Origin of the sequence: Nitrobacter sp. JJSN, from assembly GCF_051912485.1 — a bacterium.
In the GTDB taxonomy this organism is placed as follows: Bacteria; Pseudomonadota; Alphaproteobacteria; order Rhizobiales; family Xanthobacteraceae; genus Nitrobacter.
The window spans coordinates 3,464,662-3,489,923 of record NZ_CP196822.1; the positions used below are offsets into that span (position 1 = coordinate 3,464,662).

Genomic DNA, 25,262 nt, shown 5'->3' on the forward strand with positions numbered 1-25,262 from the left:
CGTGCTCTCGCGGTCGCTACGACTTCTTCCGCTTACCGTGCGGCTTCGGCTCAGGCTTCAGTGCCTGCGGATCGAACCCGATATAAAACACGTATCGGTCGGCGGCCGCGCCTTGCGGCGCCGGATAGACGATGTCGCTCGATACAAAACTGTAAGTTCCGCCGTCCTCGCCCGACACGTTCACCGTAACCGTATAGGCCTTGGTGGCGATGGTTTTCGAGGACACGCCATCCTCCACCACCGCGACGCGCAACGGCACCTCCACGGTCGGCGGCGCGCCCGCCGGCCCCACGATGACTCGCCCCTGAATCCCGACCTTGATCGCGATCTGATGAGTGTCGGTGTTGTAGTCGCATTCTCGCGCGGTCTCGCCGATGGTCGCCTGGTAGCGGAGATCGGGGCCGCTCGCCGTCTTGCCTGGCAGACCGACCGCGTAAGTCGATGCGCCGGAGCGGATGGTCACAGGCGGACAAGTAAGGTCCTCGGGTGCGGAAGCCGTCGCGCCCGACGCTGGTGGCGCCCGCTCCGGCTGCGATTTGATACCGAACATTTCCTTGAAACGATCGCCGAGCGATTGCGAGTGCGCTGGCGAGACCGCAACGATACAACAGACTGTGACCATGATCGCCAGACGAAACGGACAGCGCCGCAACTGCCCGGCTACAGCCGGTCCATGCGCTTCAGTCGAATCCGCAACAGGAGCCATTGACGTCGTCCATCGTAGTTTCCACCCGGTCGCCTTATAGCAAGGCAATGGCGGCAAGCCCAAGGCGCGGAAAGACTCTAGCCGCGAAAATCCTCGTGCAGCATGCCGAACAACAAATGATCCTGCCAGATTCCGTTGATGCAGAGATAGCGCCGCGCCCGCCCCTCGCGCGTGAAGCCGCACTTTTCCAGCACCCGGATCGACGGCACATTGTTGGGAATGCAGGCGGCCTCGATGCGATGCAGGTTCAGTTCGCCGAACAGGGTCGGCAGCAGCACCCGCAGCGCCGCAGTCATATAGCCCTGCCCCGCATAGGGTTCGCCGATCCAGTATCCGATGGTGCCGGCCTGCACGATACCGCGCCGCACATTGGCGAGCGTGACCCCGCCGAGCATGACACCGTCGGATTCGCGGAACACAATGAACGGATAGGATTTGTCGCCGGCGATATCCTCGGCGTAGCGCCGCAGCCTTCTCCGGAAGCCGGCGCGGGTGAGATCGTCCGACGGCCAGATCGGCTCCCATGGTGTCAGATAGGCGCGGCTGTACTCGCGAAGCTGCGTCCATTGCAGAAAATCGGACGGCTCCGGCGCTCGCAGCAACAGGCCGTGTCCCCGCGGCATGAGCGCCGGCGCACTGGATGGCAAACGAAACAGGGCCATGGCCGTTCCTCGACGCAGAACCCCCAGCCTCGGTTTAGTGGAGCAGGATTCTGGCCTTTGACTGCGCCAATCCTTCCGCAAAAGCCACCGCTGTGTCCAGCCCTCTGCCGGTGCCGAGCGCAACGACCGCAGGCCGGCTGCGCGTCAGGAGATCCCGCGCCACGTCGCGGGTCGATTCGACGCTGACAGCATCGATCCTCGCCATCAATTCGGGGACGCTCTGCGGCCGCCCGTAGACCAGCATATGACGCGCCAGTTGTTCGACGCGGGCGCTGCAGCTCTCCAACGCCATCAGCAGGCCGGCTTTCATCTGCGCTTTAGCGCGCGCGATTTCAGCCTCGGTCAGCGTCTCCACCGCCTCGTTGATGACGTCGACGACGACTTCCATCATTTCGGGCGCGTCGCTCGGATCGGTACCGGTGTAGAGCCCGAAGAACCCGGTATCAGCATAGGGCGCGTGGAAGGCGTAGATCGAATAGCACAGCCCGCGCTTTTCGCGGACCTCCTGAAACAACCGTGAGGACATGCCGCCGCCGAGGATATTGGTGAACACCTGCAATGAAAACAGCGAACGGTCGGTCTGCGGCAACCCTTCGAGCGCGAGCGTCAGATGCGCCTGCTCGAGATCGCGATGCACCACCCTGGAGCCACCCTGGCCGAATTTCGCCGCTTGCGGCTTCGGCGCCGGCGCGGCCTTGAAGCTTGCAAAACGCCGCTCTGCCTCGGCAACGACCGCCTTGTGTTCGACCGCGCCCGCCGCGGCCACCACCATGTCCGGCCCGCGATAATGCGTCGCGAGATATCCATGCAGCATATCGCCGTTAAACCGCTTCAGCGTCTCCGGTGTGCCGAGCAGCGAGCGTCCCATCGGTTGGTCGGGATAGCAGAGTTCGTTGAGATGCTCGAACACGACGTCGTCAGGCGTGTCCTGCGCTGCGCCGATTTCCTGCTCGATGACGCCCTTTTCGCGCTCGAGTTCGTCGGCGGCGAAGTTTGGATTGGACAGGATGTCGCTCAGCACCTCGAGCGCGAGCGGAACGTCCGCCTTCATCACCCGCGCGTAGTAGGCCGTGGTCTCGACGCTGGTGGCTGCGTTGAGATCGCCACCCACGGCCTCGATTTCCTCGGCGATCTCTCGCGCCGACCGCGTGGTGGTTCCCTTAAACGCCATGTGCTCGAGCAAGTGCGAGATACCGTGCTCGTTCAGCTTCTCGTCCCGGCCGCCGACCCCCGTCCAGACGCCGAGCGCGGCCGTTTCCAGATGCGGCATGGTGTCGGTGACGACCGTAAGGCCGGAGGGCAGCTTGGTCACGTCGACACTCATCCAGCAACTCCATGCTTGGCGGCGCGGCTGACGGACAGCACGAACCGTTCGATTTCTGCCTGATCGTTGTTCACGACCGTGATCCGCTCAGGACGAGTCATCAACCCGTCAAGCCACGTCGGCAATTGCGGCCGGACGCCGCAGGCAGCCTCGACCGCATCGGGAAATTTCGCGGCATGCGCCGTCGACAGCACGACATTGGGAATCTTGGAGTCGGAGGTGTCGCGATCGGCTATCGCGAGTGCCACGGCGGTATGGGGATCAACGAGATCGCCGGCCTCGCGCCAAGCCGTGCGCATCGCAGCCGCGGTCTCGGTCTCGTCGGTGCGCCCGGCATCGAAATCGCGGCGGATCTCAGCCAGCACGGAATCCGGAAGCACGAAACGTCCGGATTGCTGCAGCGACGCCATCAGCGCGCGCACTTGCGCGGCGTCACGACCCGTCGCCTCGAACAGCAGCCGTTCGAAGTTCGATGAAACCTGGATATCCATCGACGGCGAGGTGGTGGAGCGAACCTCGCGAACCTCGTAGATGCCGGTCTTCAGCGTGCGCACCAGGATATCGTTGACGTTGGCTGCGATGCGCAGGCAGCGCACCGGGAGGCCCATTTTCTTCGCAACGTAGCCCGCGAAAATGTCGCCGAAATTACCGGTCGGAACGGTAAAATCGACGGTGCGCGCCGGCGCGCCGAGCGCGACCGCCGAGGTGAAATAATACACCACCTGCGCAACGATCCGCGCCCAATTGATCGAGTTGACGCCGGAAAGCGACACCTCGTCGCGGAAGCGGTGGTTGTTGAACAGCGCCTTCACGATCGCCTGACAATCGTCGAAGGTGCCCTTGACCGCGAGGGCGTGAACGTTCGGCGCATCCGTCGTGGTCATCATGCGCCGCTGCACCTCGGAGATGCGGCCTTCCGGAAACAGCGCGATCAGATCGACATTGCCGCGGTTGGCGAACGCATCGACCGCGGCACCGCCGGTATCACCAGAGGTCGCGACGACGATGGTTGTGCGCTGGCCGCGCTGTGCCAGAACGTGATCCATCAGCCGCGACAACAGCTGCATCGCCACGTCCTTGAACGCGAGCGTCGGACCGTGAAACAGTTCCAGCATGAATTGATTGGGCGCGATCTGGTCGAGTGGCACCACCGCCGGATGCCGGAACGTCGCATAGGCCTCATTGGCCATGCGGCCGAGATCGGCATCGGAGATATCACCGGCCACGAACGGCCTGATGACCTCGACGGCCACCTCCCAGTAGGGCCGGCCGAAAAAGCCCGCAATGGCATCGGGCGGTAATTGCGGCCAGATCTCGGGCACATAGAGACCGCCGTCGCGGGCGAGCCCGGCCAGCATCACATCGCAGAACCTGAGTTTCTGGGTTTCGCCCCGGGTCGAAAGATAATGCGTCAAGCCGGCCTCCAACGGCGGCGGATGTTACCAACCATCTGATATTGAGGGGTATTCACTTCGCCTTCGCGCGATAGCCGCCGCGCACCATAGAGCGTTTCGGGGTGAAGGGGAAACCCACAAGCGCGAAAAACCGTGCCGCGCGGACCTCGCCAACTGGCTCTTGGAGTGTTCCGCGCTTGAACGGCAAGATATCGATTATCCGTCATTGCCGGCATGGCCGTTCAAAGAACGCCGTCGCTTCGCTCTCTTATGACCCGCGATCCATCATCTCAGGAAGAATTCGCTTTTTGTCATGGCGTATTTTTTCGGATGGATCGTCCTTCAGCGGCGTTGTGATGGAACTGGAGGCTGATCATGAGGGATTTCATGGCGCGGAGCGGCCACAGGGTGACGGCGAGGACGAGGGGGATCCAGAGCGCGGCGTGGAGCCAGAACGGCGGCTGATACTTGACCTCGACGATCAGCGCGGCGCCGACGACGATGAAGCCTGCGATCAGGATGATGAAGACGGCAGGTCCGTCTCCGGCATCGACGAAGGAATAATCCTGCTCGCAAGCGTCGCAGGAGGGGCGCAGCGTCAGGAAGCCGGAAAAGAGCTTTCCCTTGCCGCAGCGCGGACATTTGCAGGCGATCCCGCGCAGGATGGCCTGGGACGTTGTCGCCCGGGCATAAAAATTGGACATCAGCCATCCCCGTAAGAGAAAAGGGCGGCCACGCGGCCGCCCTTTATATGTTCAGCGTGTTTCGTCCCGATCAGTGCGCGTGCGCCATGGCCGCGGCGCCGTTGCCCCAGACGTAGATGCAGACGAACAGGAACAGCCACACCACGTCGACGAAATGCCAGTACCAGGCGGCGAACTCGAAGCCGAGGTGCTGCGTCGGCGTGAAGTGTCCGGCGTTGGCACGGAACAGGCAGACGATCAGGAAGATGGTTCCGACCAACACATGGAAACCGTGGAAGCCGGTGGCCATGAAGAAGGTGGCGCCGTAGACGTTGCCTGCGAAGCTGAAGGCCGCGTGATGATACTCGTAGGCCTGCACGCAGGTGAAGATGGCGCCGAGCGCGATGGTCAGGATCAGACCCCACTTCAGCCCCCTGCGATCGCCATTGAGCAGGGCATGGTGCGCCCAGGTCACCGTGGTGCCCGAGGTCAACAGGATCAGGGTGTTGAGCAACGGCAGGTGCCAGGGATCGAAGGTGTGGATGCCCTTCGGGGGCCAGACACCGCCGAACAGCGCCGCGCGCGTCATGTGCACGGGATCGCCCGGGAACAGCGAGGAGTTGAAGAAGGCCCAGAACCAGGCGACGAAGAACATCACCTCGGAGCAGATGAACAGGATCATGCCGTAGCGATGGCTGATCTGCACCACGCGGGTGTGGTCGCCCTTGTGCTCGGCTTCGCGGATCACGTCCGCCCACCAGTTCGCCATGGTGTAGAGCACGCCGACCAGGCCGGTGCCGAAGATGATCGGCGCGGCCGCGGTCAGATGATGCATCCACAGGATGGCGCCGACGGCCATGATGAAGGCCGCGGTCGCGCCTATGATCGGCCACGCACTCGGGTCGACAAGGTGATAATCGTGCTTGACTTGCGCCGTAGCCATTGCGGTCTCTCTCCGTTAGCGGTGCCGGCGGTATTGGGCACCTATTGATCTCAAAAACAAAACGCGTCAGCCGTCGAAGCTCAGATACTTCCGAAGCTCAGATATTCCCCCCTGGCCCGTCCGGTTCGTTCGCCGCCACCGGCTTCGGCGCGGCATTCTTCACCGGGAAGAATGTGTAGGACAGGGTGATGGTATTGACGCCGTCGTTCTCGCTGTCGGCGGCGAATGCCGGATCGACATAGAAGACAACGGGCATCTCCCGCTTCTCACCGGGCGCCAGGGTCTGCTCGGTGAAACAGAAGCAGTTGATTTTGGTGAAATACGATCCGACCGTCAGTGGCGTGACGTTATAGGCCGCCTGCCCCATCGTGGTCCCGGCCGACACGTTGGTAACGGTGTAATAGACAGTCGTGACCTCGCCGATCCGGACATTTATCTCGGTCTGCTCCGGCTCGAACTTCCACGGCAGTCCGCCGGAGACGTTGGAATCGAAGCGCACGGCCACGGTGCGCGCGAGCGGCGCCCCCTTCGGCGCGGCTTTTGCGACCTGGGTCGTTCCGTTGAAGCCGGTGGCGCGGCAGAACCAGTTGTAGAACGGCACCGCCGCATAGGCCGAGCCGACCATCAGGGCGACCAGCAGGCCGCAGGCCGCACCGATCTTCACGTCGCGGCCAATGCGCGGCGCAGCCGTCAGTGCAGCGGGAGCCGCCGTGGCCGATTGCTGCGGGTGCTGTGGCGCGCCGGTCATCTCAATCACATCGGACGGACGAGAACGCCCGGCCCCTTGACGAATGTGACGACGAAGAACAGCACGACCATGAACCCAAGCGCCAAGGCGATCGCGATCGAGCGCTCGCGACGACGCTTCTTCTGGGCGTCGGTGAGAACGACCGTGTCCGGCTTCGGCTTGCTGTCGTTGTCCATCGGTCCATGCGCCCCTCTACCAGATCAACGGCGCGACGGCCTTTGCAACCACATCGAGCAGCAGAACGGCAAACAGCGCGAACAGATAGAGGATCGAGAATGCGAACAGACGGCGCGTGGCGCGCAGCGCCGTGCTGCCGGTGCGATGGCGATAGACATTGATCGCGAGCACCAGCATCCCGGCGCCGAGAACCAGCGAGGTAACGCCATAAACCCAGTCGAAGTAGCCGAGCGGCCAGGGTGCTGCGGCGATCGCCACCAGCACGATGGTATAAAGCAGGATCTGCAGCCGCGTCGCATCGGGACCGGCGACCACCGGCAGCATCGGCACGCCGGCACGCGCATAATCGTCGGAGCGGAACAGCGCCAGCGCCCAGAAATGCGGCGGCGTCCAGAAGAAGATGATCAAAAACAGCAGCAGCGGCTCGACCGACAGCGACCCCGTCGCCGCCGCCCATGCCACCACCGGCGGCAGCGCACCGGCGGCGCCGCCGATCACGATGTTCTGCGCGGTCCGCCGCTTCAGCCCCATGGTGTAGATCACCACGTAGAAGAAGATCGTGAAGGCGAGCAATCCCCCGGCGTACCAGTTGACCAGGGCGCCGAGCGTCATCACCGAGAAGAACGACAGTGTGAGACCAAAACCCATCGCCTCGCCGCGCGTGATGCGGCCGCGCGGGATCGGCCGGTTGGCCGTGCGCGACATCAGCACGTCGATATCGCCTTCGAGCGCCATGTTCAGCGCACCGGAGGCACCGGCGCCGACCGCGATGCAGAGGATCGAAATGAAGCCCAGCACCGGATTAACATGGCCCGGCGCGATCATCAGCCCCACCAGCGCGGTGAAGATCACGAGCGACATCACCCGTGGCTTCAGCAGCGCAAAGTAATCGGCGACGCTCGCCTCCGATATCCGGGGCGGTAGTTCGATGGCTTTTTGATCGACAACCGACACGATACACACTCGCTTTGTTGGGGTGCACGGCGCGTCAGGCGCGCCGCGCACAGTTCGTTTTGTTGGGTGCGCGGCACACCCCAGGCGCGCCGCGCATAGTCACATGACCGCTTACTGCACCTTCGGCAGCGTTGCGAACTGGTGGAACGGCGGAGGCGACGACAACGTCCACTCCAGCGTGGTAGCGCCTTCACCCCACGGATTGTCGGCTGCCTGCTGCTTGCGCGAGAAGGCGTCGACCAGGCCGTAGAGGAACACCAGGGCGCCGAGCCCCGCCATGAAGGCACCGTACGAGGAGATCTCGTTCCAGCCCGCGAACACGTCCGGATAGTCGACCGAGCGCCGCATCATGCCCTGCAGTCCGAGGAAGTGCTGCGGGAAGAACAGGACGTTGGCACCGATGAACATCAGCCAGAAGTGCAGCTTGGCGATGGTCTCGTTGTACATGTAGCCGGAGATCTTCGGGAACCAGTAGTACCAGCCCGCGAAGATCGAGAACACTGCGGCAATGCCCATCACGTAGTGGAAGTGCGCGATGACGTAGTAGGTCTCCTGCAGCACGCGATCGACGCCCGCATTGGCCAGCACCACGCCGGTCACGCCGCCAACCGTGAACAGGAAGATGAAGCCGAGTGCAAACAGCATCGGCGCCTTGAACTCGATCGAACCGCCCCACATGGTGGCGATCCACGAGAACACCTTCACGCCGGTCGGCACCGCGATCACCATGGTTGCGGCGACGAAGTAAGCCTGCGCCGACGACACCATGCCGACCGTGTACATGTGGTGAGCCCACACCACGAAGCCGATGCCGCCAATCGCGACCATGGCATAGGCCATGCCGAGATAACCGAAGATCGGCTTCTTCGAGAAGGTCGAGATCACATGGCTGATCATGCCGAAGCCAGGCAGAATCAGGATGTACACCTCAGGATGACCGAAGAACCAGAACAGATGCTGGAACAGCACCGGATCACCGCCACCGTCGGCAGCGAAGAACGTGGTGCCGAAGTTACGGTCGGTCAGAAGCATGGTGATCGCACCTGCCAGCACCGGCAGCGACAGCAGGAGCAGCCACACCGTGACCAGGATCGACCAGACGAACAGCGGCATCTTGTGCAGGGTCATGCCCGGCGCGCGCATGTTGAAGATCGTGGTGATGAAGTTGATCGCGCCGAGGATCGAGGAAGCACCGGCGAGATGGATCGAGAGGATCGCGAAATCCACCGATGGCCCCGGATGGCCGCTCGTCGACAGCGGCGCATACAGCGTCCACCCCGTGCCCGCACCGAGAGCGCCCGGCTCGCCTTCCACCATCGTCGACAGCAGCAGCAGCGCAAACGCCGCCGGCAGCAGCCAGAACGAGATGTTGTTCATGCGCGGAAACGCCATGTCAGGCGCCCCGATCATCAGCGGCACGAACCAGTTGCCGAAACCGCCGATCATCGCAGGCATCACCATGAAGAAGATCATGATCAGGCCGTGCGAGGTCACAAATACGTTGTACTCGTGAGCAGGATGGAAAACCTGCACGCCGGGATACATCAGTTCCGCCCGGATGCCCATCGACATCAAGCCGCCGATGATCCCCGCAACGATAGCGAACACCAGGTACATGGTACCGATGTCCTTGTGATTGGTCGAATACGCAAAGCGCCGCCACCCGGTCGGGTGGTGCGCATGGTCGTCGTGGTCGTCGTGGTCGTGAGCATGTGCTGCGGATGTTGCCATTGTCTAATCCTGTCTTTCGTCCCTTGAAGTCCTTCGAACCTTAGAGGCTGTCGCTCTCGCCTAGCGCATCGCGTCGGCAGCTGACGCCACCGCGTTCTCCGGGTTCGAAGCAAACTTCTTCTTCGCGGTCTCAACCCAGGCCGTAAAATCCTGATCGCTCACAACCCGAACCGCGATCGGCATGAAGGCGTGATCCCGGCCGCACAGCTCCGAGCACTGGCCGTAGAACATGCCAAGCTTGGTGGCCTTGAACCAGGTCTCGTTGAGACGACCCGGGATCGCATCCACCTTGATGCCGAACGCCTGAACTCCAAACGAATGAATGACATCGGTCCCGGTCACTTCCACCCGAACCACCTTGTTCACCGGAACAACCAGCTCGTTGTCGACCGCCAGCATCCGCGGCTTCTTGTCCTGCGCAATCAGCGAGTCAAACTCGATCTTGCCGTTGTCCGGATAGGTGTAGGTCCAGTACCACTGCTTGCCGGTCGCCTTCACCGTCAGGTCAGCCTTCGGAAGGTCAAGCTCTTGGAACAGCAGCCGGAACGACGGTATCGCAATGCCGACCAGGATCAGAACCGGGATAATCGTCCACGCAACCTCGATCATGGTGTTGTGGGTCGTCTTCGACGGTACCGGATTGGCGCGCGCGTTGAACCGCAACATCGCTATCACCATCAGCGCCGTCACAAACAGCGTGATAACCGTGATCACGATCAGAAGCCCGCTGTGCATCTTCTCGATGCTGTCCATCACAGGCGACGCAGAGCCCGCAAAATCAATCCCCCAGGGCTGCGGACCTACCTCCTCGGCAGAAACCGATCCACAACCAGCAGCCAAAGCCGCTGCCCCAAACGCCATTCCCAGAAACCGGCGGCCAAACCGGCGGCCATACAGGCCATTCGACATCTTCATGCCGCTCGCGCTCCTTGTCATAAATAAACCCTAAACGAATCCCCTAAGCAGTTCCCGCCGGCGGCAGTCTGCTGGTCGATATGACGCTTCCCTGCGAACAGCCTGTGGGGCTGTTTGGCTAGAATGCGTCCAAAGCCGGTCCTCTCAAACCATAATTTGTCGCACCCCGCAAGGACCAAGGACAGTCGCTGAGCGATGTCTTTGCAACCGCGGTCCGGCGCATTTGCTGACAAAGGTGCATTTGCCGACAAAACAGAGCGCAAACGCGTCTTTTGCGGCTGGACGCCGCTTGACAGGGGGATTGTCCGATGTAGGCACAGGCGGGCTGCTTCATAGATTCGGCTGCCGGTCTGGGCTGCCCCCGGGGGTCGGGCCGCCTTCAAGGCGCCGTCATTGCCCATCAGGCCAGCGCCGGACCAGTTGGCCCAAGTATGGCACGCGAGAGCAGGGGATCGAGCCGGATGGGGCCTTCGAAACAGTATACCGGACCCGCGTCGGGCCGCATGATCATGGCGAGGCGGCCGGCAAGCCGCGCGCTAATGGGCTGGGTCGCCGCCATTCTCGTTCTGGGGTTTGCCGGCGCGGCCAACGCCCAGGGGGCCGTCAAATCGGTCCATGGCGACTGGCAAATCCGCTGTGACACCCCGCCCGGCGCCAAAGCCGAGCAATGCGCATTGATCCAGAGCGTGGTGGCGGAGGACCGCTCCAACGCCGGCCTCACCGTGATCGTGCTTAAAACCGCCGACCAGAAAAGCCGGCTGATGCGGGTGGTGGCGCCGCTCGGCGTGCTGCTACCTTCCGGCCTCGGCTTGAAACTGGACAACGTCGACGTCGGCCGCGCCGGGTTCGTGCGCTGCCTACCCAACGGCTGCGTCGCCGAGGTCGTGCTCGACGACAAACTGCTGGGGCAGTTGCGCAGCGCAAAGACGGCGACTTTCATCATCTTCGAAACGCCCGAGGAAGGCATCGGCTTCCCGCTCAGCCTGAACGGATTGGGCGAAGGTTACGACAAGCTGCCGTAGCGGAATGAAGGTTTGGAAAGAACCTCCCTTTTCGCGGCCATCATACCTATCTTGAACCTTGACCGCTTCGGACGACACGGAACGGCCGCATATCCGCGTTGAACTTGGAGTCCGCATGACCAGTCCCGCCACCACGCCCCTGCTCGACCGTGCCAATCTCGACCGCGATACCGTGCGCAACGAAATGGCGCGGGGCCTCAAAGGCGCGGACGACGGCGAATTGTTTCTCGAATACAGCCAGAGCGAAGCGCTGATGTTCGACAACGGCCGGCTCAAGCAGGCGACCTACGATACCTCGCAAGGCTTCGGGCTTCGCGCCGTCAAGGGCGACGCTGTCGGCTACGCCCATTCGTCCGACGTTTCGCTGCCCGCGCTGATCCGCGCCGCCGATGCCGTTGGCGCCGTGCGCGGCGGCTATCACGGGACCTTCGCGGCGGCTCCCTCCCATACCAACGTACGGCTGTACGGCGACGACAATCCGCTCGACGGCCTCGGCTTCGAGACCAAGGTCAAGCTGCTTGCCGAAATCAACGCCTACGTGCGCGACAAGGATCCGCGGGTGCGTCAGGTGTCCGTCAGCCTCGGCGCGACGTGGCAGGTCGTTGAAATCATGCGGCCGGACGGCGAAAGCTATCGCGATATCCGTCCGCTGGTGCGGGTGAACATTTCCGTCGTCGCCGGACAAGGCGACCGCCAGGAAACCGGCAGCCAAGGCTATGGCGGGCGCGAGGGCTATGCTCGCTTCATCGAGACCAAGGCATGGCGGTCAGCCGCAGACGGCGCGATCCGTCAGGCAATGATCAATCTGGAATCGGTGCCAGCGCCCGCCGGCGAAATGGACGTGGTGCTTGGACCGGGCTGGCCCGGCGTGATGCTGCATGAAGCGGTGGGGCACGGCCTCGAAGGCGACTTCAACCGCAAGAAAACCTCGGCGTTTGCAGGACTGATGGGTCTGCAGGTAGCGGCCAAAGGCGTCACTGTGGTCGACGACGGCACCATTTCCGCGCGGCGCGGTTCGCTTTCAATCGATGACGAGGGCACACCGACCAACCGCACCGTGCTGATCGAGGACGGCATCCTGGTCGGCTACATGCAGGATCGTCAGAACGCGCGGCTGATGGGGATGAAACCGACCGGCAACGGCCGCCGCCAGGATTATGCTCATGTGCCGATGCCACGCATGACCAACACCTACATGCCGGCAGGTGATCGCGACCCGGCCGAAATTCTGGCGTCGGTGAAGAACGGAGTCTACGCGGCGAATTTCGGCGGCGGCCAGGTCGACATCACCTCGGGCAAATACGTCTTCCAGTGCACCGAGGCCTACAAGATCGAGAACGGCAAGATCGGCGCGCCGCTGAAGGGCGCGATGCTGATCGGCAACGGGCCGACCGACCTGCATCGCATCACGATGATCGGCAACGATGTCGCGCTCGACGACGGCATCGGCACCTGCGGCAAGAACGGCCAGGGCGTGCCGGTCGGCGTCGGCCAGCCGACACTGCGAATGGAACGGATCACGGTCGGAGGAACGGGCGGATGAGTACGGACTCGTCGGCACTACGTTCGATGGTCCGCCGCTGGGGCGGACAGATCGTCCAGATCGGGGCGATCGTGTTAGTGGTCCTGCTCGCCAAGGGCGCCCTTGCCGAGCCGTTCTATGTGCCGTCGGCGTCGATGGAGCCGACGCTTTTGATCGGCGACGCGCTGCTGGCGTCGAAATACCCCTACGGCTACAGCACCGCCTCGATGCCGATTCATGTCTCGTTTCCCGAGACATCGCGCGTTTTCGGAGATCTGCCAAAACGCGGTGACGTCGTGGTCTTCCGTTGGCCCGGCGATCGCTCGCAGGTCTGGGTGAAGCGCGTCATCGGCCTGCCTGGCGATCGTATCGAGATGCGCGGCGGTCAGGTCTGGATCAACGGACAGGCGGTAGCGCTGAAAGCGGATGGCCTCGGCGAAGCCGAGGACGACAGCGGTTCCAGCGAGCCCGCGCACCGTTACGTGGAAACGCTACCGGGCGGCATCTCGCATACCATTTTCAAGATTCACGACAACGGCCGCCTCGACAACACGGCGGAGGTGACAGTACCGCCGGGCCAGCTATTCGTGATGGGCGACAACCGCGACAACTCCGCGGACAGCCGCGTGCCTGTCCGCCAGGGCGGCGTCGGCCTGCTTTCGACCGACAACCTGGTCGGCCGGGTCGATGCGATCGTCGGCTCATGGGATTTGGGCATCCGCAGCCAACCGGTCTGGACCTGGCTCTCGGGCTTCCGCCTCGCGCGGTTTTTCACGGCGGTGCATTAGAGCGGGATGAGGAAAAGTGCGTAGCGGTTTTCCGCCCGGCGCGCGACCGGCCTCTATCGCACGACCCCGGATGTAAAGCCCGGTCTGCGGTGCGGCGGCTTGATTTCCTTTTTGAGGAAGCATCGCCCGGCCTTGCCGGCATAGCCCGGCCGCGCATAGGTCCACGCCCGGCACTTGGTATCGGCATCGCACGCATGCCGGCAGACCTGATCGGCGTCGGCTCGTTCATCCTTCTTGATTTCGAAGCCGCGATAATCGCCACCCGAGCGATCAGTCGAGGTTTCGACCGGGCCGATCCGCCGCTCGATCACGCCCGCTCCACGCACGCCGGATACGCAACACGGATTCGCGACCCGTGGCGGGACGGCATTCTTGAGCCAGCAGACCGCAATCTCCGACCGCTCGTTGGGATAGCTGAAGCTCCAGGCGCGGCAATGGCGGTCGCGCTCGCAGGCCAGCGCGCAGTCGGCCGGGTCGCCCGACCGCAGCGACATTCGCTGATAGTCGGCGCCCGGTCGATCGAAATTGGTCTGGGCATGCGCCGGCCGCGACAGAAGAAGGACCATCGACGACAGCGCGGTCAGCAGGATCAGGCCGACTTTCAATGCATGGATTTTCAACACAGGCCGCAAAACAGGGTATCCCGGACAAGGAAGAGCGCGGACAGGGCTCATTAAATCGCCACCTTGATGTATGGTGGATGAACGAGCGGCCGCGAACCGGGCGCCGATCAACCCGCTGACCCAAAGCCGGACGTGACTCGACCTACCGTCAGCCTTTTCCACTCGAGACGAGCGTTCAGAAAGCGTATTCGCTGTAGGCCGGCTCCACCGATCCTGCCCATGCGCCGTTAAATTTCTCCAGCATCTCCTCGGCGGGTGAGCGGCCTGAATCCAGAATACGATCGAGCGGCTCCAAATGCCGCGACTCGTCGCGGCCGAGATGATCGACATGGCCGCGCCGGCGCAAGCCCGTATGCGCCAGCACCAGGCATTCCTTGGCGATTTCGAACAGGTAGCGATCCCTGATCCGCGCCTTGAAACCCATCCGCGAGACGTCATCGCGCAGCGCCTGGCGTTCCTGCGCATTCCAGCGCTTCACGATGTCCCAGGCTGCATCAAGGCTGGCGTTGTCGTAGAGCAGTCCGACCCAGAACGCCGGAAGCGCGGGCAGGCGTCCCCACGGCACGCCGTCGGCGCCGCGCATTTCCAGATAGCGCTTCAGCCGCACCTCGGGGAAAATCGTCGACAGATGATTGGCCCAGTCCGACAAGGTCGGCCGCTCGCCGGGAATGGCCTTGTTCTGGCCATCGAAAAAATCGCGGAACGACGAGCCGGACACGTCGATATAATTCTCGCCCCGCTTGACGAAATACATGGGAACGTCGAGCGCGTAGTCGACCCAGCGTTCGAATCCCATACCGTCTTCAAATGCCCAGGGAATCATGCCGGCGCGGGCGTTGTCCGTGTCGCGCCAGATTTCCGAACGGAACGACAGGAAGCCGTTCGGCTTGCCTTCGGTGAACGGAGAATTTGCAAACAGCGCCGTCGCGACCGGCTGCAACGCCACCGAGACCCGCAGCTTCTTGACCATGTCGGCTTCGGACGAGAAGTCGAGATTGGTCTGCACCGTGCAGGTCCGGAACATCATGTCGAGACCGTAGCTGCCGACCTTCGGCATGTAGCCGCGCATGATCCTGTAGCGACCCTTTGGCATCATCGGAATCTGCGCCCGCGACCACGACGGCGTCATGCCAAGGCCGAGGAATCCGATGCCGAGCGGTGTCGCGATCTCCTTGACCTGCGCCAGATGCGCGGCAAGCTCCGACTGGGTCTGATGCACCGTTTCGACCGGCGCGCCCGACAACTCGAACTGCCCCCCCGGCTCTAGCGAAATCGCACCGCCGCCGGTGACGTCATGAAGACCGATGATATTGCCTTGCTCCATGATCGGCTCCCAGCCGAGCAGGAGCTGCATACCCTGGAGCAATGCGCCGATGCCGTGCGATCCTTCATACGGCACGGGGTCGTGGCCTTGAAGCGTGAACGGAGTTTTTTCGTGCTCGGTGCCGATGCGGAATTCAGATGCCGGCTTTACGCCCGCTTCCAGCCACGCCACGAGTTCGTCGCGTGATTGCAGCGGCGTCATATCGATCTGGTCACGCGCCATGACAAATCCGGGTGTCGGGCGTTTCGATCGAACGCACGCGGTAGCGGTAAAGAATGTGAGCCGCATGGCCCGCAATCGCGAAAGGCGAGAGAGACATCATCGCGTGGACGCACCGTCTCTGACAGCAAGCGCCTGAGCCTCATTGCAGGAACAGCCGAGCCGGTCAAGCAGTCCGCAAAGCTTTGCGGCGTCGGCGTCGGAGAGTTTGGAGCCGACATGCTTTTCGATCGCCGCCGAATAGGCCTGCCACATCTTTTTCTGCAACTCGCGCCCGGCGTCGGTGATCTCGACGAACTGACCACGCTTGTCGGCCTTGCATTCGCGCCTCACCGCCAACCCTTCGTCCACCAGCCGGTCGACCAGGCGCGAGGTCGCGTATTGCGGCAGCAGCATCTGCTTTTCCAGTTCGACTGGCCGCAGCTCGCCTGCCGGCGAGCGCGACAGTTCGAACAGCGCGTCATACCAGGCCAGCGGCGGAAAACCGGCCTTCTTCAACTCATGCTCCACCGCATCGAGCACCCGGCTCTGCACGCGCATCAGGCGGATCCAGGCGGCGGCCGCCTCGGTCGACGGTTTGCGTCTCATCGCGAAGTCCCCATGTCCCCGCTGGCAGCTTACCGCATTCGATGCAATTGCATCAATCTCGCCCGTTCATGCGGTCGAGGTGCAGACAACGGCGAATTGGTCATTGAGGGGGCAATTCAGGCGTCATGCTCGCGCGTGGCGCGGGGCTCCACGTCCTAAGGGGTCGCATATCGGTCAACGTCCTGCGTAGGCATACCGGCCGAGTTGGTGCCCCCAACAGGCAGGGCGCGCATTATCGATCAATGGTTGCTTATTTTAATAAAACAACCAATGGGCGTAACCGAGCCCAAATCGAGCGGGCTTCCTTTCACCAAAATGCAACTTTTGGCAGCGGTCACACAACTCCTTAACCCGTTGTTTACCGTAACACGAAAAGGTTGAGCCTCAGAGGCAGACCCCGCGCCAGTTTGGGATTGTCTATTCAAAGGGGCGCGCGGGGAGCCTGAAGGCGCACCGAACGCGCCGGTCAGACACCGGACGAAAACATGAATTCGCGCGGATCGTGGAGCGAAGACGGAATCGAACCATCCGTTCGCGAGCGGGCCGAAGCCGCTGCGCGGCACGCCGGCATGTCTTTGAATGAGTGGCTCAGTTCGACGGTCGGCAATGCCATGCCGGATTCCCGGATGGCGCAGTCTCCAGTCCCGAACCAAGACAGCCACGACGTCGCGGACATTCATCAGCGGCTCGATTCCATCACGCGCCAGATCGATCAGTTGTCGAGCCCAGCCACGCACGGCGAGCCTGCCGTCGCCCGCCAGCTCAACGACGCCATTTCGCGGCTCGATGCCCGGCTCGCCCGGGTCGCCGCCCAGGCCCCCGCGGAGGATGCGCAGCACCGCGCCGACAGAGTCGAGCGCGCCGCAGCCGAGGTTTACCGGACGCCACCGCCTGATCTCGCGTCGCTCGAATTCGCAATCGCGGAAGTGGCCGCGCGCCAGCATGAACTCGACGACGCCTCGCGCGCGACGCGGCCGCGCAGCCCAGCTCCTGTGGCGCCGGCGATGACAACGCCGCGGCAGGCGAAGGATTTCTCCGGCCTCGAGCGGCAACTCGTCAAGATCACGAGCCAGATCGAATCGCTGCAGCGACCGGACGGAATCGAGCAGTCGATCGCCGCATTCCGCAGCGAGCTTGCGGGTATTCGTCACATCATCACCGAAGCGATGCCGCGCCGCGCGATCGAATCGATCGAGAACGAGATTCGTTCGCTGTCGCGCCGCATCGACGACATCCGCCAAAGCGGCAGCGACGGCCAGGCGCTGGCGAACATCGAACACGCCCTCAATGAGATCTACGACGCGCTGCGAACGCTGAAACCGGCGGAACAGCTCGCCGGATTCGACGAGGCAATCCGCAATCTCGGCGGCAAGATCGATACGATCGTGCGCAGCAGCGGCGACGGCGGCATGGTGCAGCAGCTCGAAAACGCGATCGGCGCGCTTCGCGGCATCGTCTCCAACGTCGCCTCGAACGACGCGCTGGCGCGGCTCAGCGACGATCTCAACCTGCTGTCGTCGAAAGTCGATCAGCTCGGCCGACCCGAGGGCAATAGCGATTCATTCTCCGCGCTCGAACAGCGCGTGGCCGCGCTGACGGCGACGCTGGAAAACCGCGAACGTCCCGCCTCCGGCAGTTCCGAGCAGCTTGAAGACGCGGTGCGGGCACTGTCCGACCGTCTCGACCGTTTGCCGGCCGGTCACGACTCATCATCGGCACTGGCGCATCTCGAACAGCGAGTCTCGCTGCTGCTTGAACGCCTGGAGATCGCCAGCGGCCATTCAGGAACCAATCTCGGGCGCGTCGAGGAAGGCTTGCAGGACATCCTGCATCACCTGGAACGGCAGCAGGCCGGGCTCACAGCGCTGGCTGAAAGCAGTCCGCGCAGCGGCAGCCCGGCCATGGACAGCGAGGTCGTTGAGGCGATCAAGCGCGAATTGTCCGAGATGCGCTTCTGCCAATCGGAAACCGACCGTCATACCCAAGACTCACTCGAGGTCGTTCACAACACGCTCGGGCACGTGGTTGATCGGCTGGCGATGATCGAAGGCGACCTGCGCGCAGTCCGCGCGATGCCTGCGGCCCCTTCTCGCGGCGCAATACCGGAACCGCCGGCGGGTCTGCCACCAAGGCCCGCATTGCCGAACCCCGTGCTGTCGCAGATGGCATCGCCGCAGCCGGTGCCGGGCGCCTCCGCATCAGCGTCTACCCCCGCGCGCGCGATCGGGGATATCCTCATTCCGACCAACACCTTCGACCCCGGCCCCGGGCACGGCCTCCAATCGGCAACGCCGCGGCCGCCGCAACCACGCCCTGCGATCGATCCGGACCTGCCGCCCGATCATCCGCTGGAACCCGGCACCCGTCCGCCGGGACGCGGAGCATCGCCTTCGGAGCGCATCGCGGCCTCCGAAAGCGCGATCGGCGACATTGCCGAAACGCCCAGCGAACAATCGAGTTCATCGTTCATTGCCGCAGCGCGCCGGGCCGCGCAGGCTGCCGCCGCTGCGGCACCGTCGCCTGACAAGGCCGGCCGAACCAAGGTCGCCATCGAACCGGCGCGTCCCGCCACAGGCGGGTCCGGCATCACCTCCAAGATCCGCTCGCTGCTCGTCGGAGTGAGCGTGGTGGTGATCGTGCTCGGCAGTTTCAAGTTCGCAATGTCGCTGCTCGATGGGACCCAGCGCGCGGCGGTCAGCGAAACCAGCCCGGTCGCCCCGCCTGCAGCAAAGCCGCCAGCCGACGCGGAAGCCGACCCCGCAACCCAGACTCCGGCGATGCCGTCGATGACGTCGCCCATGCCGATCGACCGGCAGTCGATGATTTCGCCGCCGCCCGCCGGCAGCGCGGCTCCGGCCGAATCCTCGTCAGACACGGCGCCATTGAGCCGACCAGAGACCACATCCGCCGATATCACCGGCACGGTTCCGGTCGCGCCCGCATCCGTCCCCGACGGACACACACGCGAGCCGGTCGCAATTCCCCGTTCTGAATCCCTCCCCGACAGCATCGGGAGCCCCAAGCTGCGGACCGCCGCGCTGCAAGGCGACGCGGCTGCGGAGTTTGAAGTCGGTGTCCGCTATGCAGAGGGCAAAGGCGTTACCGTCAATTACGACGAAGCCGCGAAATGGTACGATCGCGCGGCGCAAGCCGGCATCGTGCCGGCCATGTTCAGGCTCGGCACCCTCCACGAGAAGGGCCTCGGGGTGAGCAAGGATGTCGCCGCGGCGCGGCGCTATTACATGCAGGCGGCCGAACGGGGCAACGCCAAGGCCATGCATAACCTCGCCGTGCTCGATGCCGATGGCGGCGGCAAGGGCGCCGACTACACCAGCGCGGCGCAATGGTTCCGCAAGGCGGCCGAGCGGGGCGTCGCTGACAGCCAGTTCAATCTCGGCATTCTCTGTGCCCGCGGCATCGGCATCGAACAGAATCTTGCGGAATCCTACAAGTGGTTCAGCCTTGCTGCTGCGCAAGGCGACGTGGATTCCGGGCGCAAGCGCGACGAGGTCGCCAAGCGCCTCGATCCGCAGTCGCTTGCCGTCGCCAAGCAGGCGGTTCAAACATTCGTCCCCAAGTCTCAGCCCGACGATGCCGTCAACGTCGCGAGTCCCGCCGGTGGATGGGACAGCGCGACCGCAAAGTCTCCGACCAAGACTACGGCCAAAACCACGGCGGCCCGATCCGCCTCGGCCAAGCCTGCGACGGCCAGGCAGGCTGCGCGGTAGTCCAAATTATTCACCAACTTCGGACCTGATCGGGAAGTCCGGCGAAAAAGCCGGGCCATCCCGAATTCTTTAACCCCGGCCGCTGATGATTTCGGTTATGCAGGGGACGCGGCCCAGCGACCGCGCCGCAACCGAAGGTCCATGCTGCGGAAAGGCGCCGGCCAGCCCGCGGCCAAATCCGAAAACGAACGCGCGTGCAGCTGTATCTCCCGATCGCCGATCTCCCGGTCAACGTGTTCCTCATCCTGGCGATGGGCGCGGCGGTGGGCTTCGTATCCGGCATGTTCGGCATCGGCGGCGGCTTCCTGATGACGCCGCTGCTGATCTTTGTCGGCATCGCGCCGGCGGTTGCCGTTGCAACGGTCACGAGCCACATCGCCGCTTCCTCCTTCACCGGCGCACTGTCCTACTGGCGCAAGCGCGCGATCGATCCGATGCTCGCCGTGGTGTTGCTGGGCGGCGCCATTGTCGGAACCATGCTCGGCGTCTGGACCTTCACGCTGCTGCGCTCGCTGGGCCAGCTCGATCTTTTGATCGCGCTGTCCTATTTGGTGCTGTTGTCCGGCGTCGGCGGAGCGATGTTCTGGGAGGGGCTGCGCGCCATGCGGCGGGCCCGGCTAGGCCAGTCCGTTCCGCTGCGACGCTCGGGCAGCCATGGCTGGATCCACGGCTTGCCGCTGAAACTCCGGTTCAAGCGGTCCAAAATCTATCTGTCGGCCATCCCGGTTGTGACCATCGGCCTCTTCATCGGCTTCATCGGCGCGATCATGGGCATCGGCGGCGGCTTCATTCTGGTGCCGTTGCTGATCTACGTGCTGCGCGTACCGACGTCGACCGTGATCGGCACGTCCATGATGCTCACCCTCGTCACCATGACATTCGCTACGGTGCTGCACGCCGCCACCAACCATCTCGTTGATGTCGTGCTGGCGTTGATCCTGATGACCGGCGGCGTGACCGGCGCGCAATTCGGCGCCCGCGCCGGTCAGCGCATCCGCGGCGAACACCTGCGCCTGCTGCTTGGGCTGTTGATTCTGGCGGTCGGAATCCGCTTTGCGATCGAACTGGGAATTCGTCCCGCCGATCTTTACACCGTCCGTGAAACCACGGGCGGCACATGAGAACGCGCGCAGCCCGCTTGACGATAGGACTGGCGCTGCTGCTCGGCGCCGCCTTCGTTGCGGGCGATGCACGCGCCGAGCACCTGATCGTCTCGGTGTCGAATCATCGCGTCACCGTGACGCCGAACTATTCGGGCGAGGAACTGGTGCTGTTCGGCTCGATCGAGCGCGACCGTGATACGCCAGTTCCGAGCACCGGCTACGATCTCGTCGTGACCGTCAGCGGCCCGCGCGTCGACATGGTCACGCGCCGCAAGGAGCGCCGATTCGGGATCTGGATGAATGCCGACTCGCGACAATTCCTCAAGGTCCCGGCCTATCTCGCGACCTTCGCCAACCGGCCGCTGGACAAGATCGCCGCGCCGGACGTCCTGCGCCGGCAGCAGCTCGGACTGAACAACGTGCTGCTGACGCAGCGCGTCGGCCCTGACTATGCCGACGTTGTGGCGAGCGATCCGTTCCGCCGCGCCTTCATAAAGCTGCGCGCCGACCACGGGTTGTATCGCGAGAACACCTCGGCCGTGACCTTCCTGACGCCGACCCTGTTCCGCACCGGCATTCCGCTTCCGGCAGAGGTGCCGATCGGCACCTACACCATCGGAATCAAGCTGCTCGCCGACGGCGCGCTGATCGCCAAGACCGATACGGCGTTCGAAATCGTCAAGGTCGGCTTCGAGCAGTTTGTGGCGACCGCCGCCCGGCAGCACGGCCTCATCTACGGCTTGGCGACGGCATGTATGGGGCTGATGGCGGGCTGGATGGCGTCGATCGTCTTCCGCAAAGACTGATGGTCACAACAACCATGCAATGGCCATCGCCGCGACCCCGACGGCCATCACGGCCGTGGCGAGCCACCCCAGCCAATACAGCGTGCCGGTGACGACAAACCTGCCCATGACATCGCGACGGTGCACCATCGCCATCAGCAGCACCATCACAGGTACCGCAAGCACGCCGTTGATAACCGCGCTCCAGTACAAGGCCTGAATAGGCTCGACCGGTGTGAAGTTGAGGAGGATTCCGATCGCCGCCGACAGCGCCAGCACCGCATAGAACGCGGCCGCCTCCTTGGGCTTGCGCGCCAGCCCGACCGGCCATCGTCGCCCCTCGCCGACGGCATAGGCCGCCGAGCCCGCCAGCACCGGAATCGCCAGCAACCCGGTGCCGACGATGCCAAGCGCGAAAATCACTTCCGCGAACCGGCCCGCGATCGGCCGCAACGCTTCCGCAGCCTGCGCCGAGGTCTCGATATCGGTCTTGCCGGCGGCATGAAAAGTCGCAGCCGCGGTGAGAATGATCGCGATCGCGATCAGGCTGGAGAAGGCCATTCCGACGATGGTATCGGCGCGAATGCGATTGAATTCCTTTTGCGCGCCATGATGCCTGTCGATCAGCGGCCGTTTCCCGGAATCGACTCGCTGATCCTCCGCTTCCTGCGAGGCCTGCCAGAAAAACAGATAGGGCGAGATCGTCGTCCCAAGGATGGCGACGACCGTGGTGAGAAACGATGCGCTGAACTCGACGCGAGGGATCAGCAATCCCGCGAGCGCCTCGCCCCAGGACACATGCGCGACCGCCAGCGCACCGACATAGGCGAACAGGCTCAGTGTCAGCCACTTGAGGACAGCGACATAACGCGCGTAATCAAGAAAGATCTGCGCCACGACCGATGTGACGCCGAACAGAAGCACATACGCAAAGGCGGGACCGCCGAACAGCAGCTTGAACGCATCCGCCATCGCGCCAAGGTCGGCGGCGACATTGATGGTGTTGGCAATAAACAGCAGCGAGACGATGCCGTTCAGCAGGCTCGCGGGATAGTGGCGGCAGACGTTGCCAGCGATGCCGTTTCCGGTGACACGGCCCACCCGCGCGGAGATCTCCTGGATCGCCGCCATCAGGGGAAACGTCAACACCATAGTCCAGCTTGCGGCGTAGCCGAGCTGCGCACCGGTCTGGCTGTAGGTGCCGATGCCGGAGGGATCGTCGTCCGCGGCGCCGGTGATCAGGCCCGGACCAAGCGTTTTGAAGACGTCACGCAACCGAAACGGCTTCGAGGGCGCGTCCTTCACAGGCGGGGCGCGCTGGCCTGCTTCTTTATTTGGTCCGCGCACCGCTTTCGTCATGCCTGCTCCAGCCGCGCCAGACAACGCGGGCAGCCGGTGCCGGTTCCGGAAGTAACAGCTCCTAGCTTGCACGCTGCGCTGGGGCAGCAGCGGGACGCGTGACGAGATAGATGCCGAGTGCCACCGGGACGATGCCTAGGAGGTCGCGCGCCGCGACATGCTCGCCAAGCACCATCCAGGCAAACAGTATGGCGAGCGGCGGCATCAGGAAGTGATAGGCACTGGCCGCTGTGGCGCCGCAGACCTTGAGCAGATGAAACCACAGCACGTAGGCGAAGATCGAGCCGCACAGCACAAGGTAGGCAAAGGCACCCAGCAGCCGCCAGCTCGGCACGATGTCGCTGACATCAGACAGCGTCGACGCGAACGGCAGCAGCGCCAGACCGCCCGACAAATTCTGGACACCGTTGCCGAGCCAGAGGTTGCCCTTCGGCGCAAAGACCTTGAACAAAACGGTGCCGGCGACGATCGAGGCCAGCGATGCCAGCGTGAACAGGATTCCGTGCAGGCTGTCGGTGCCGACCGACATGCGATGCCAAACGATGAAGGTAACGCCGGCGATTCCGAGCAGCAGGCCTGCGACCTTGCGCCAGGTCAGGCTCTCGCCGAGAAAGATCGCAGCCAGCACCGCCGTGAATACCGGATTGGCGCTGACGATCAGGCCGCCCAACCCCGCCGAGACGGTTTGCAGGCCGGTGTAGCCGAGGCCGAGATACATCGCGTTGTTGGCAATGCCGAGCAGCGCGAAAATCGCGACATCGCGGCGGGAGAGCGACCACCCCTCGCCGCGTAGCATGGCAATGCCGAAGATCAGGATGCCGGCGAGCAGAAAGCGCGCTGTCAGCAGGAGCAGCGGCGGACAATCGGTGACGCCGATCTTGCCGGCGACGAAGGCGAAGCTCCACAGCAGGCAGAACGCGGCAATGGTGGCCGGCAGCGTATTGAAGGCGGGGTGCGGTGCGGCGGGCGAGGCAAGGGACGGTGACATGAGGGACATCGGGAAGTCTCCTTTGCCCGTGATGTAGACCGCCGCCTTGTCATTTGGAAATTAAATGATAAAATAATGATAAGTGGATTTTCAAATGATAGGCACCATGCTGGATCTCGAATTGTTGCGCAGTTTCGTGTCCGTCGTCGATGCTGGGGGCTTCACCCGCGCCGGTGAGCGTGTCCATCGTACCCAGTCGACCGTCAGCCAGCAGATCAAGCGGCTGGAGGACGACTTCGGCCGCCCCCTGCTCAACCGCATCGGCAAGAAGGTGATTCCGACCGAGGACGGCGAGCGGTTGCTGGCTTACGCGCGGCGGCTGTTGGCGCTGGCGGAGGAAACCCGCGACGTGCTGGCGCGGCCGAAAGGCGAAGGCGTCGTCCGGCTTGGAATCCCGGAGGATTTCGCCGCCTATCGCCTGGCCGAATTGCTGGCGAGTTTCATGCGGTCGCGTCCCGGTCTGCGGCTCGACGTGCGCGCCGACCAGAGCACATATCTGCGCCGCGATCTCGAGCGCAGCGAACTCGATCTGGCGCTGCTCAAGCGTCCGGCCGGCGAGAAGGGCGGCATCAGCGTGTGGCCCGAGCGGGTCCATTGGGTGACGAGTAAGATCCATCCCGTCAATCTGGAAACCCAATCCGTTCCGCTGATCGGTTTTCCGCCGGGCTGCCTGTATCGGACCGGCGCCATTCACGCGATCGAAAGCGCAGGCCGCGTCTGGCACATGGCCTATACCAGTTCGAGCCTCGCGGGAATCCAGGCTGCGGTCGCCGCCGGCCTGGGCTTAAGCATTCTCTCGGAGATCGCGATTCAGCCGGCGCATCGTGTCCTGACGGCGAAAGACGGTTTTGCACCGATCGACAAGACCGAGGTGGCGCTGGTCGCAGCGCCACAGGCGAGCCCTGCCACGCTGCGCGTTGCCGATCTGCTGGCAGACTTCTGCAATACGGTGCAGGCGAAGGCAGCGTGAGAGAAC

General features: G+C 63.7%; 23 protein-coding genes. 7 read left to right on the plus strand and 16 right to left on the minus strand.

Annotated elements, in window-relative coordinates; translation table 11 throughout:
- Positions 1–16 precede the first annotated feature (16 nt).
- The 11 genes from ACSZOQ_RS16975 to coxB all read right to left on the minus strand — a co-directional run bounded on the left by ACSZOQ_RS16975 (position 17) and on the right by coxB (position 10,237).
- Positions 17–706 (minus strand): hypothetical protein, encoded by a 690-nt coding sequence (locus ACSZOQ_RS16975; protein WP_439923582.1) that lies wholly within the window; start codon positions 704–706, stop codon positions 17–19.
- A gap of 77 nt (positions 707–783) precedes the next feature.
- Positions 784–1,368 carry a GNAT family N-acetyltransferase gene (locus ACSZOQ_RS16980; RefSeq protein WP_439923583.1) on the minus strand — a complete coding sequence of 195 codons (585 nt, stop codon included), beginning with the start codon at positions 1,366–1,368 and terminating at the stop codon, positions 784–786.
- A gap of 34 nt (positions 1,369–1,402) precedes the next feature.
- A complete protein-coding gene (locus ACSZOQ_RS16985) occupies positions 1,403–2,692 on the minus strand; it encodes a M16 family metallopeptidase (RefSeq protein WP_439923585.1) in 1,290 nt (429 codons plus the stop codon).
- A complete protein-coding gene (thrC, locus tag ACSZOQ_RS16990) occupies positions 2,689–4,107 on the minus strand; it encodes a threonine synthase (protein ID WP_439923586.1) in 1,419 nt (472 codons plus the stop codon). Before thrC ends, ACSZOQ_RS16985 begins: the two co-directional genes overlap by 4 nt.
- A 290-nt stretch (positions 4,108–4,397) precedes the next feature.
- Positions 4,398–4,790 (minus strand): DUF983 domain-containing protein, encoded by a 393-nt coding sequence (locus ACSZOQ_RS16995; protein ID WP_439923587.1) that lies wholly within the window; start codon positions 4,788–4,790, stop codon positions 4,398–4,400.
- 70 nt (positions 4,791–4,860) lie between these two features.
- On the minus strand, positions 4,861–5,712 hold the full coding sequence (locus ACSZOQ_RS17000; protein ID WP_439923588.1) for a cytochrome c oxidase subunit 3: 852 nt from the start codon (positions 5,710–5,712) through the stop codon (positions 4,861–4,863).
- Between the two features lie 97 nt (positions 5,713–5,809).
- Complete coding sequence (locus ACSZOQ_RS17005) at positions 5,810–6,460, minus strand: cytochrome c oxidase assembly protein (protein ID WP_439923589.1); 651 nt, start codon at positions 6,458–6,460, stop codon at positions 5,810–5,812.
- Positions 6,461–6,465: 5 nt separating this feature from the next.
- Positions 6,466–6,636 carry a CoxF protein gene (locus ACSZOQ_RS17010; RefSeq protein WP_439923590.1) on the minus strand — a complete coding sequence of 57 codons (171 nt, stop codon included), beginning with the start codon at positions 6,634–6,636 and terminating at the stop codon, positions 6,466–6,468.
- Between the two features lie 16 nt (positions 6,637–6,652).
- The gene (locus ACSZOQ_RS17015) at positions 6,653–7,591 is read right to left on the minus strand and encodes a heme o synthase (RefSeq protein ID WP_439923591.1); all 939 of its coding nucleotides are present in this window, start codon (positions 7,589–7,591) and stop codon (positions 6,653–6,655) included.
- 111 nt (positions 7,592–7,702) lie between these two features.
- On the minus strand, positions 7,703–9,322 hold the full coding sequence (ctaD, locus tag ACSZOQ_RS17020) for a cytochrome c oxidase subunit I (protein WP_439923592.1): 1,620 nt from the start codon (positions 9,320–9,322) through the stop codon (positions 7,703–7,705).
- A 60-nt stretch (positions 9,323–9,382) separates the two neighbouring features.
- Positions 9,383–10,237 carry a cytochrome c oxidase subunit II gene (gene coxB, locus ACSZOQ_RS17025; RefSeq protein WP_439924201.1) on the minus strand — a complete coding sequence of 285 codons (855 nt, stop codon included), beginning with the start codon at positions 10,235–10,237 and terminating at the stop codon, positions 9,383–9,385.
- 509 nt (positions 10,238–10,746) lie between these two features.
- Between coxB and ACSZOQ_RS17030 the strand changes: the two genes are divergently transcribed.
- From ACSZOQ_RS17030 to lepB, 3 genes are all read left to right on the plus strand, one after another.
- A complete protein-coding gene (locus ACSZOQ_RS17030) occupies positions 10,747–11,259 on the plus strand; it encodes an invasion associated locus B family protein (protein ID WP_439926114.1) in 513 nt (170 codons plus the stop codon).
- Positions 11,260–11,374: 115 nt separating this feature from the next.
- The gene (tldD, locus tag ACSZOQ_RS17035) at positions 11,375–12,802 is read left to right on the plus strand and encodes a metalloprotease TldD (RefSeq protein ID WP_439923593.1); all 1,428 of its coding nucleotides are present in this window, start codon (positions 11,375–11,377) and stop codon (positions 12,800–12,802) included.
- Entirely contained in the window at positions 12,799–13,569 is a 771-nt protein-coding gene (lepB, locus tag ACSZOQ_RS17040; RefSeq protein ID WP_439923594.1) for a signal peptidase I, read from the plus strand. The genes tldD and lepB overlap by 4 nt, the downstream gene beginning before the upstream one ends.
- A 53-nt stretch (positions 13,570–13,622) precedes the next feature.
- Here the strand turns inward: lepB and ACSZOQ_RS17045 are convergent, their stop codons facing one another.
- From ACSZOQ_RS17045 to ACSZOQ_RS17055, 3 genes are all read right to left on the minus strand, one after another.
- The gene (locus tag ACSZOQ_RS17045; protein WP_439926115.1) at positions 13,623–14,135 is read right to left on the minus strand and encodes a PAN domain-containing protein; all 513 of its coding nucleotides are present in this window, start codon (positions 14,133–14,135) and stop codon (positions 13,623–13,625) included.
- A 232-nt stretch (positions 14,136–14,367) separates the two neighbouring features.
- The gene (locus ACSZOQ_RS17050) at positions 14,368–15,738 is read right to left on the minus strand and encodes a glutamate--cysteine ligase (RefSeq protein ID WP_439923595.1); all 1,371 of its coding nucleotides are present in this window, start codon (positions 15,736–15,738) and stop codon (positions 14,368–14,370) included.
- Positions 15,739–15,834: 96 nt separating this feature from the next.
- A complete protein-coding gene (locus ACSZOQ_RS17055) occupies positions 15,835–16,323 on the minus strand; it encodes a MarR family winged helix-turn-helix transcriptional regulator (RefSeq protein ID WP_439923596.1) in 489 nt (162 codons plus the stop codon).
- A 485-nt stretch (positions 16,324–16,808) separates the two neighbouring features.
- Here ACSZOQ_RS17055 and ACSZOQ_RS17060 point away from each other — a divergent pair, with 485 nt between their 5' ends.
- From ACSZOQ_RS17060 to ACSZOQ_RS17070, 3 genes are all read left to right on the plus strand, one after another.
- On the plus strand, positions 16,809–20,051 hold the full coding sequence (locus ACSZOQ_RS17060; protein ID WP_439923597.1) for a hypothetical protein: 3,243 nt from the start codon (positions 16,809–16,811) through the stop codon (positions 20,049–20,051).
- A gap of 194 nt (positions 20,052–20,245) precedes the next feature.
- The gene (locus ACSZOQ_RS17065) at positions 20,246–21,172 is read left to right on the plus strand and encodes a sulfite exporter TauE/SafE family protein (RefSeq protein WP_439923598.1); all 927 of its coding nucleotides are present in this window, start codon (positions 20,246–20,248) and stop codon (positions 21,170–21,172) included.
- Entirely contained in the window at positions 21,169–21,960 is a 792-nt protein-coding gene (locus ACSZOQ_RS17070) for a TIGR02186 family protein (protein WP_439923599.1), read from the plus strand. The genes ACSZOQ_RS17065 and ACSZOQ_RS17070 overlap by 4 nt, the downstream gene beginning before the upstream one ends.
- A 3-nt stretch (positions 21,961–21,963) precedes the next feature.
- On the opposite strand, the gene ACSZOQ_RS17075 is transcribed toward ACSZOQ_RS17070, so the two are convergent.
- Together ACSZOQ_RS17075 and ACSZOQ_RS17080 are read right to left on the minus strand one after the other, a co-directional pair.
- Positions 21,964–23,298, minus strand: coding sequence for an NRAMP family divalent metal transporter (locus ACSZOQ_RS17075; RefSeq protein WP_439923601.1), 1,335 nt, complete (start codon positions 23,296–23,298; stop codon positions 21,964–21,966).
- Positions 23,299–23,359: 61 nt separating this feature from the next.
- Positions 23,360–24,295: a DMT family transporter gene (locus ACSZOQ_RS17080; RefSeq protein WP_439923602.1), complete on the minus strand. Its 936-nt coding sequence runs from the start codon at positions 24,293–24,295 to the stop codon at positions 23,360–23,362.
- Positions 24,296–24,392: 97 nt separating this feature from the next.
- Here ACSZOQ_RS17080 and ACSZOQ_RS17085 point away from each other — a divergent pair, with 97 nt between their 5' ends.
- Positions 24,393–25,256, plus strand: coding sequence for a LysR family transcriptional regulator (locus ACSZOQ_RS17085; protein ID WP_439926116.1), 864 nt, complete (start codon positions 24,393–24,395; stop codon positions 25,254–25,256).
- Positions 25,257–25,262: the final 6 nt, after the last annotated feature.

Excerpts from the sequence above, each read along its gene's own strand:
- ACSZOQ_RS17070 (WP_439923599.1), top strand. The coding sequence starts at position 21,169 with ATGAGAACGCGCGCAGCCCGCTTGACGATAGGACTGGCGCTGCTGCTC.
- ACSZOQ_RS16985 (WP_439923585.1), bottom strand. The coding sequence starts at position 2,692 with ATGAGTGTCGACGTGACCAAGCTGCCCTCCGGCCTTACGGTCGTCACC.
- ACSZOQ_RS17045 (WP_439926115.1), bottom strand. The coding sequence starts at position 14,135 with ATGGTCCTTCTTCTGTCGCGGCCGGCGCATGCCCAGACCAATTTCGAT.
- ACSZOQ_RS17010 (WP_439923590.1), bottom strand. The coding sequence starts at position 6,636 with ATGGACAACGACAGCAAGCCGAAGCCGGACACGGTCGTTCTCACCGAC.
- ACSZOQ_RS16995 (WP_439923587.1), bottom strand. The coding sequence starts at position 4,790 with ATGTCCAATTTTTATGCCCGGGCGACAACGTCCCAGGCCATCCTGCGC.
- ACSZOQ_RS16975 (WP_439923582.1), bottom strand. The coding sequence starts at position 706 with ATGGCTCCTGTTGCGGATTCGACTGAAGCGCATGGACCGGCTGTAGCC.
- coxB (WP_439924201.1), bottom strand. The coding sequence starts at position 10,237 with ATGAAGATGTCGAATGGCCTGTATGGCCGCCGGTTTGGCCGCCGGTTT.
- tldD (WP_439923593.1), top strand. The coding sequence starts at position 11,375 with ATGACCAGTCCCGCCACCACGCCCCTGCTCGACCGTGCCAATCTCGAC.
- ACSZOQ_RS17085 (WP_439926116.1), top strand. The coding sequence starts at position 24,393 with ATGCTGGATCTCGAATTGTTGCGCAGTTTCGTGTCCGTCGTCGATGCT.
- ACSZOQ_RS17060 (WP_439923597.1), top strand. The coding sequence starts at position 16,809 with ATGAATTCGCGCGGATCGTGGAGCGAAGACGGAATCGAACCATCCGTT.
- ctaD (WP_439923592.1), bottom strand. The coding sequence starts at position 9,322 with ATGGCAACATCCGCAGCACATGCTCACGACCACGACGACCACGACGAC.
- ACSZOQ_RS17050 (WP_439923595.1), bottom strand. The coding sequence starts at position 15,738 with ATGGCGCGTGACCAGATCGATATGACGCCGCTGCAATCACGCGACGAA.
- ACSZOQ_RS16980 (WP_439923583.1), bottom strand. The coding sequence starts at position 1,368 with ATGGCCCTGTTTCGTTTGCCATCCAGTGCGCCGGCGCTCATGCCGCGG.
- ACSZOQ_RS17075 (WP_439923601.1), bottom strand. The coding sequence starts at position 23,298 with ATGACGAAAGCGGTGCGCGGACCAAATAAAGAAGCAGGCCAGCGCGCC.
- ACSZOQ_RS17080 (WP_439923602.1), bottom strand. The coding sequence starts at position 24,295 with ATGTCCCTCATGTCACCGTCCCTTGCCTCGCCCGCCGCACCGCACCCC.
- lepB (WP_439923594.1), top strand. The coding sequence starts at position 12,799 with ATGAGTACGGACTCGTCGGCACTACGTTCGATGGTCCGCCGCTGGGGC.
- ACSZOQ_RS17030 (WP_439926114.1), top strand. The coding sequence starts at position 10,747 with ATGGCGAGGCGGCCGGCAAGCCGCGCGCTAATGGGCTGGGTCGCCGCC.
- ACSZOQ_RS17000 (WP_439923588.1), bottom strand. The coding sequence starts at position 5,712 with ATGGCTACGGCGCAAGTCAAGCACGATTATCACCTTGTCGACCCGAGT.
- ACSZOQ_RS17005 (WP_439923589.1), bottom strand. The coding sequence starts at position 6,460 with ATGACCGGCGCGCCACAGCACCCGCAGCAATCGGCCACGGCGGCTCCC.
- ACSZOQ_RS17055 (WP_439923596.1), bottom strand. The coding sequence starts at position 16,323 with ATGAGACGCAAACCGTCGACCGAGGCGGCCGCCGCCTGGATCCGCCTG.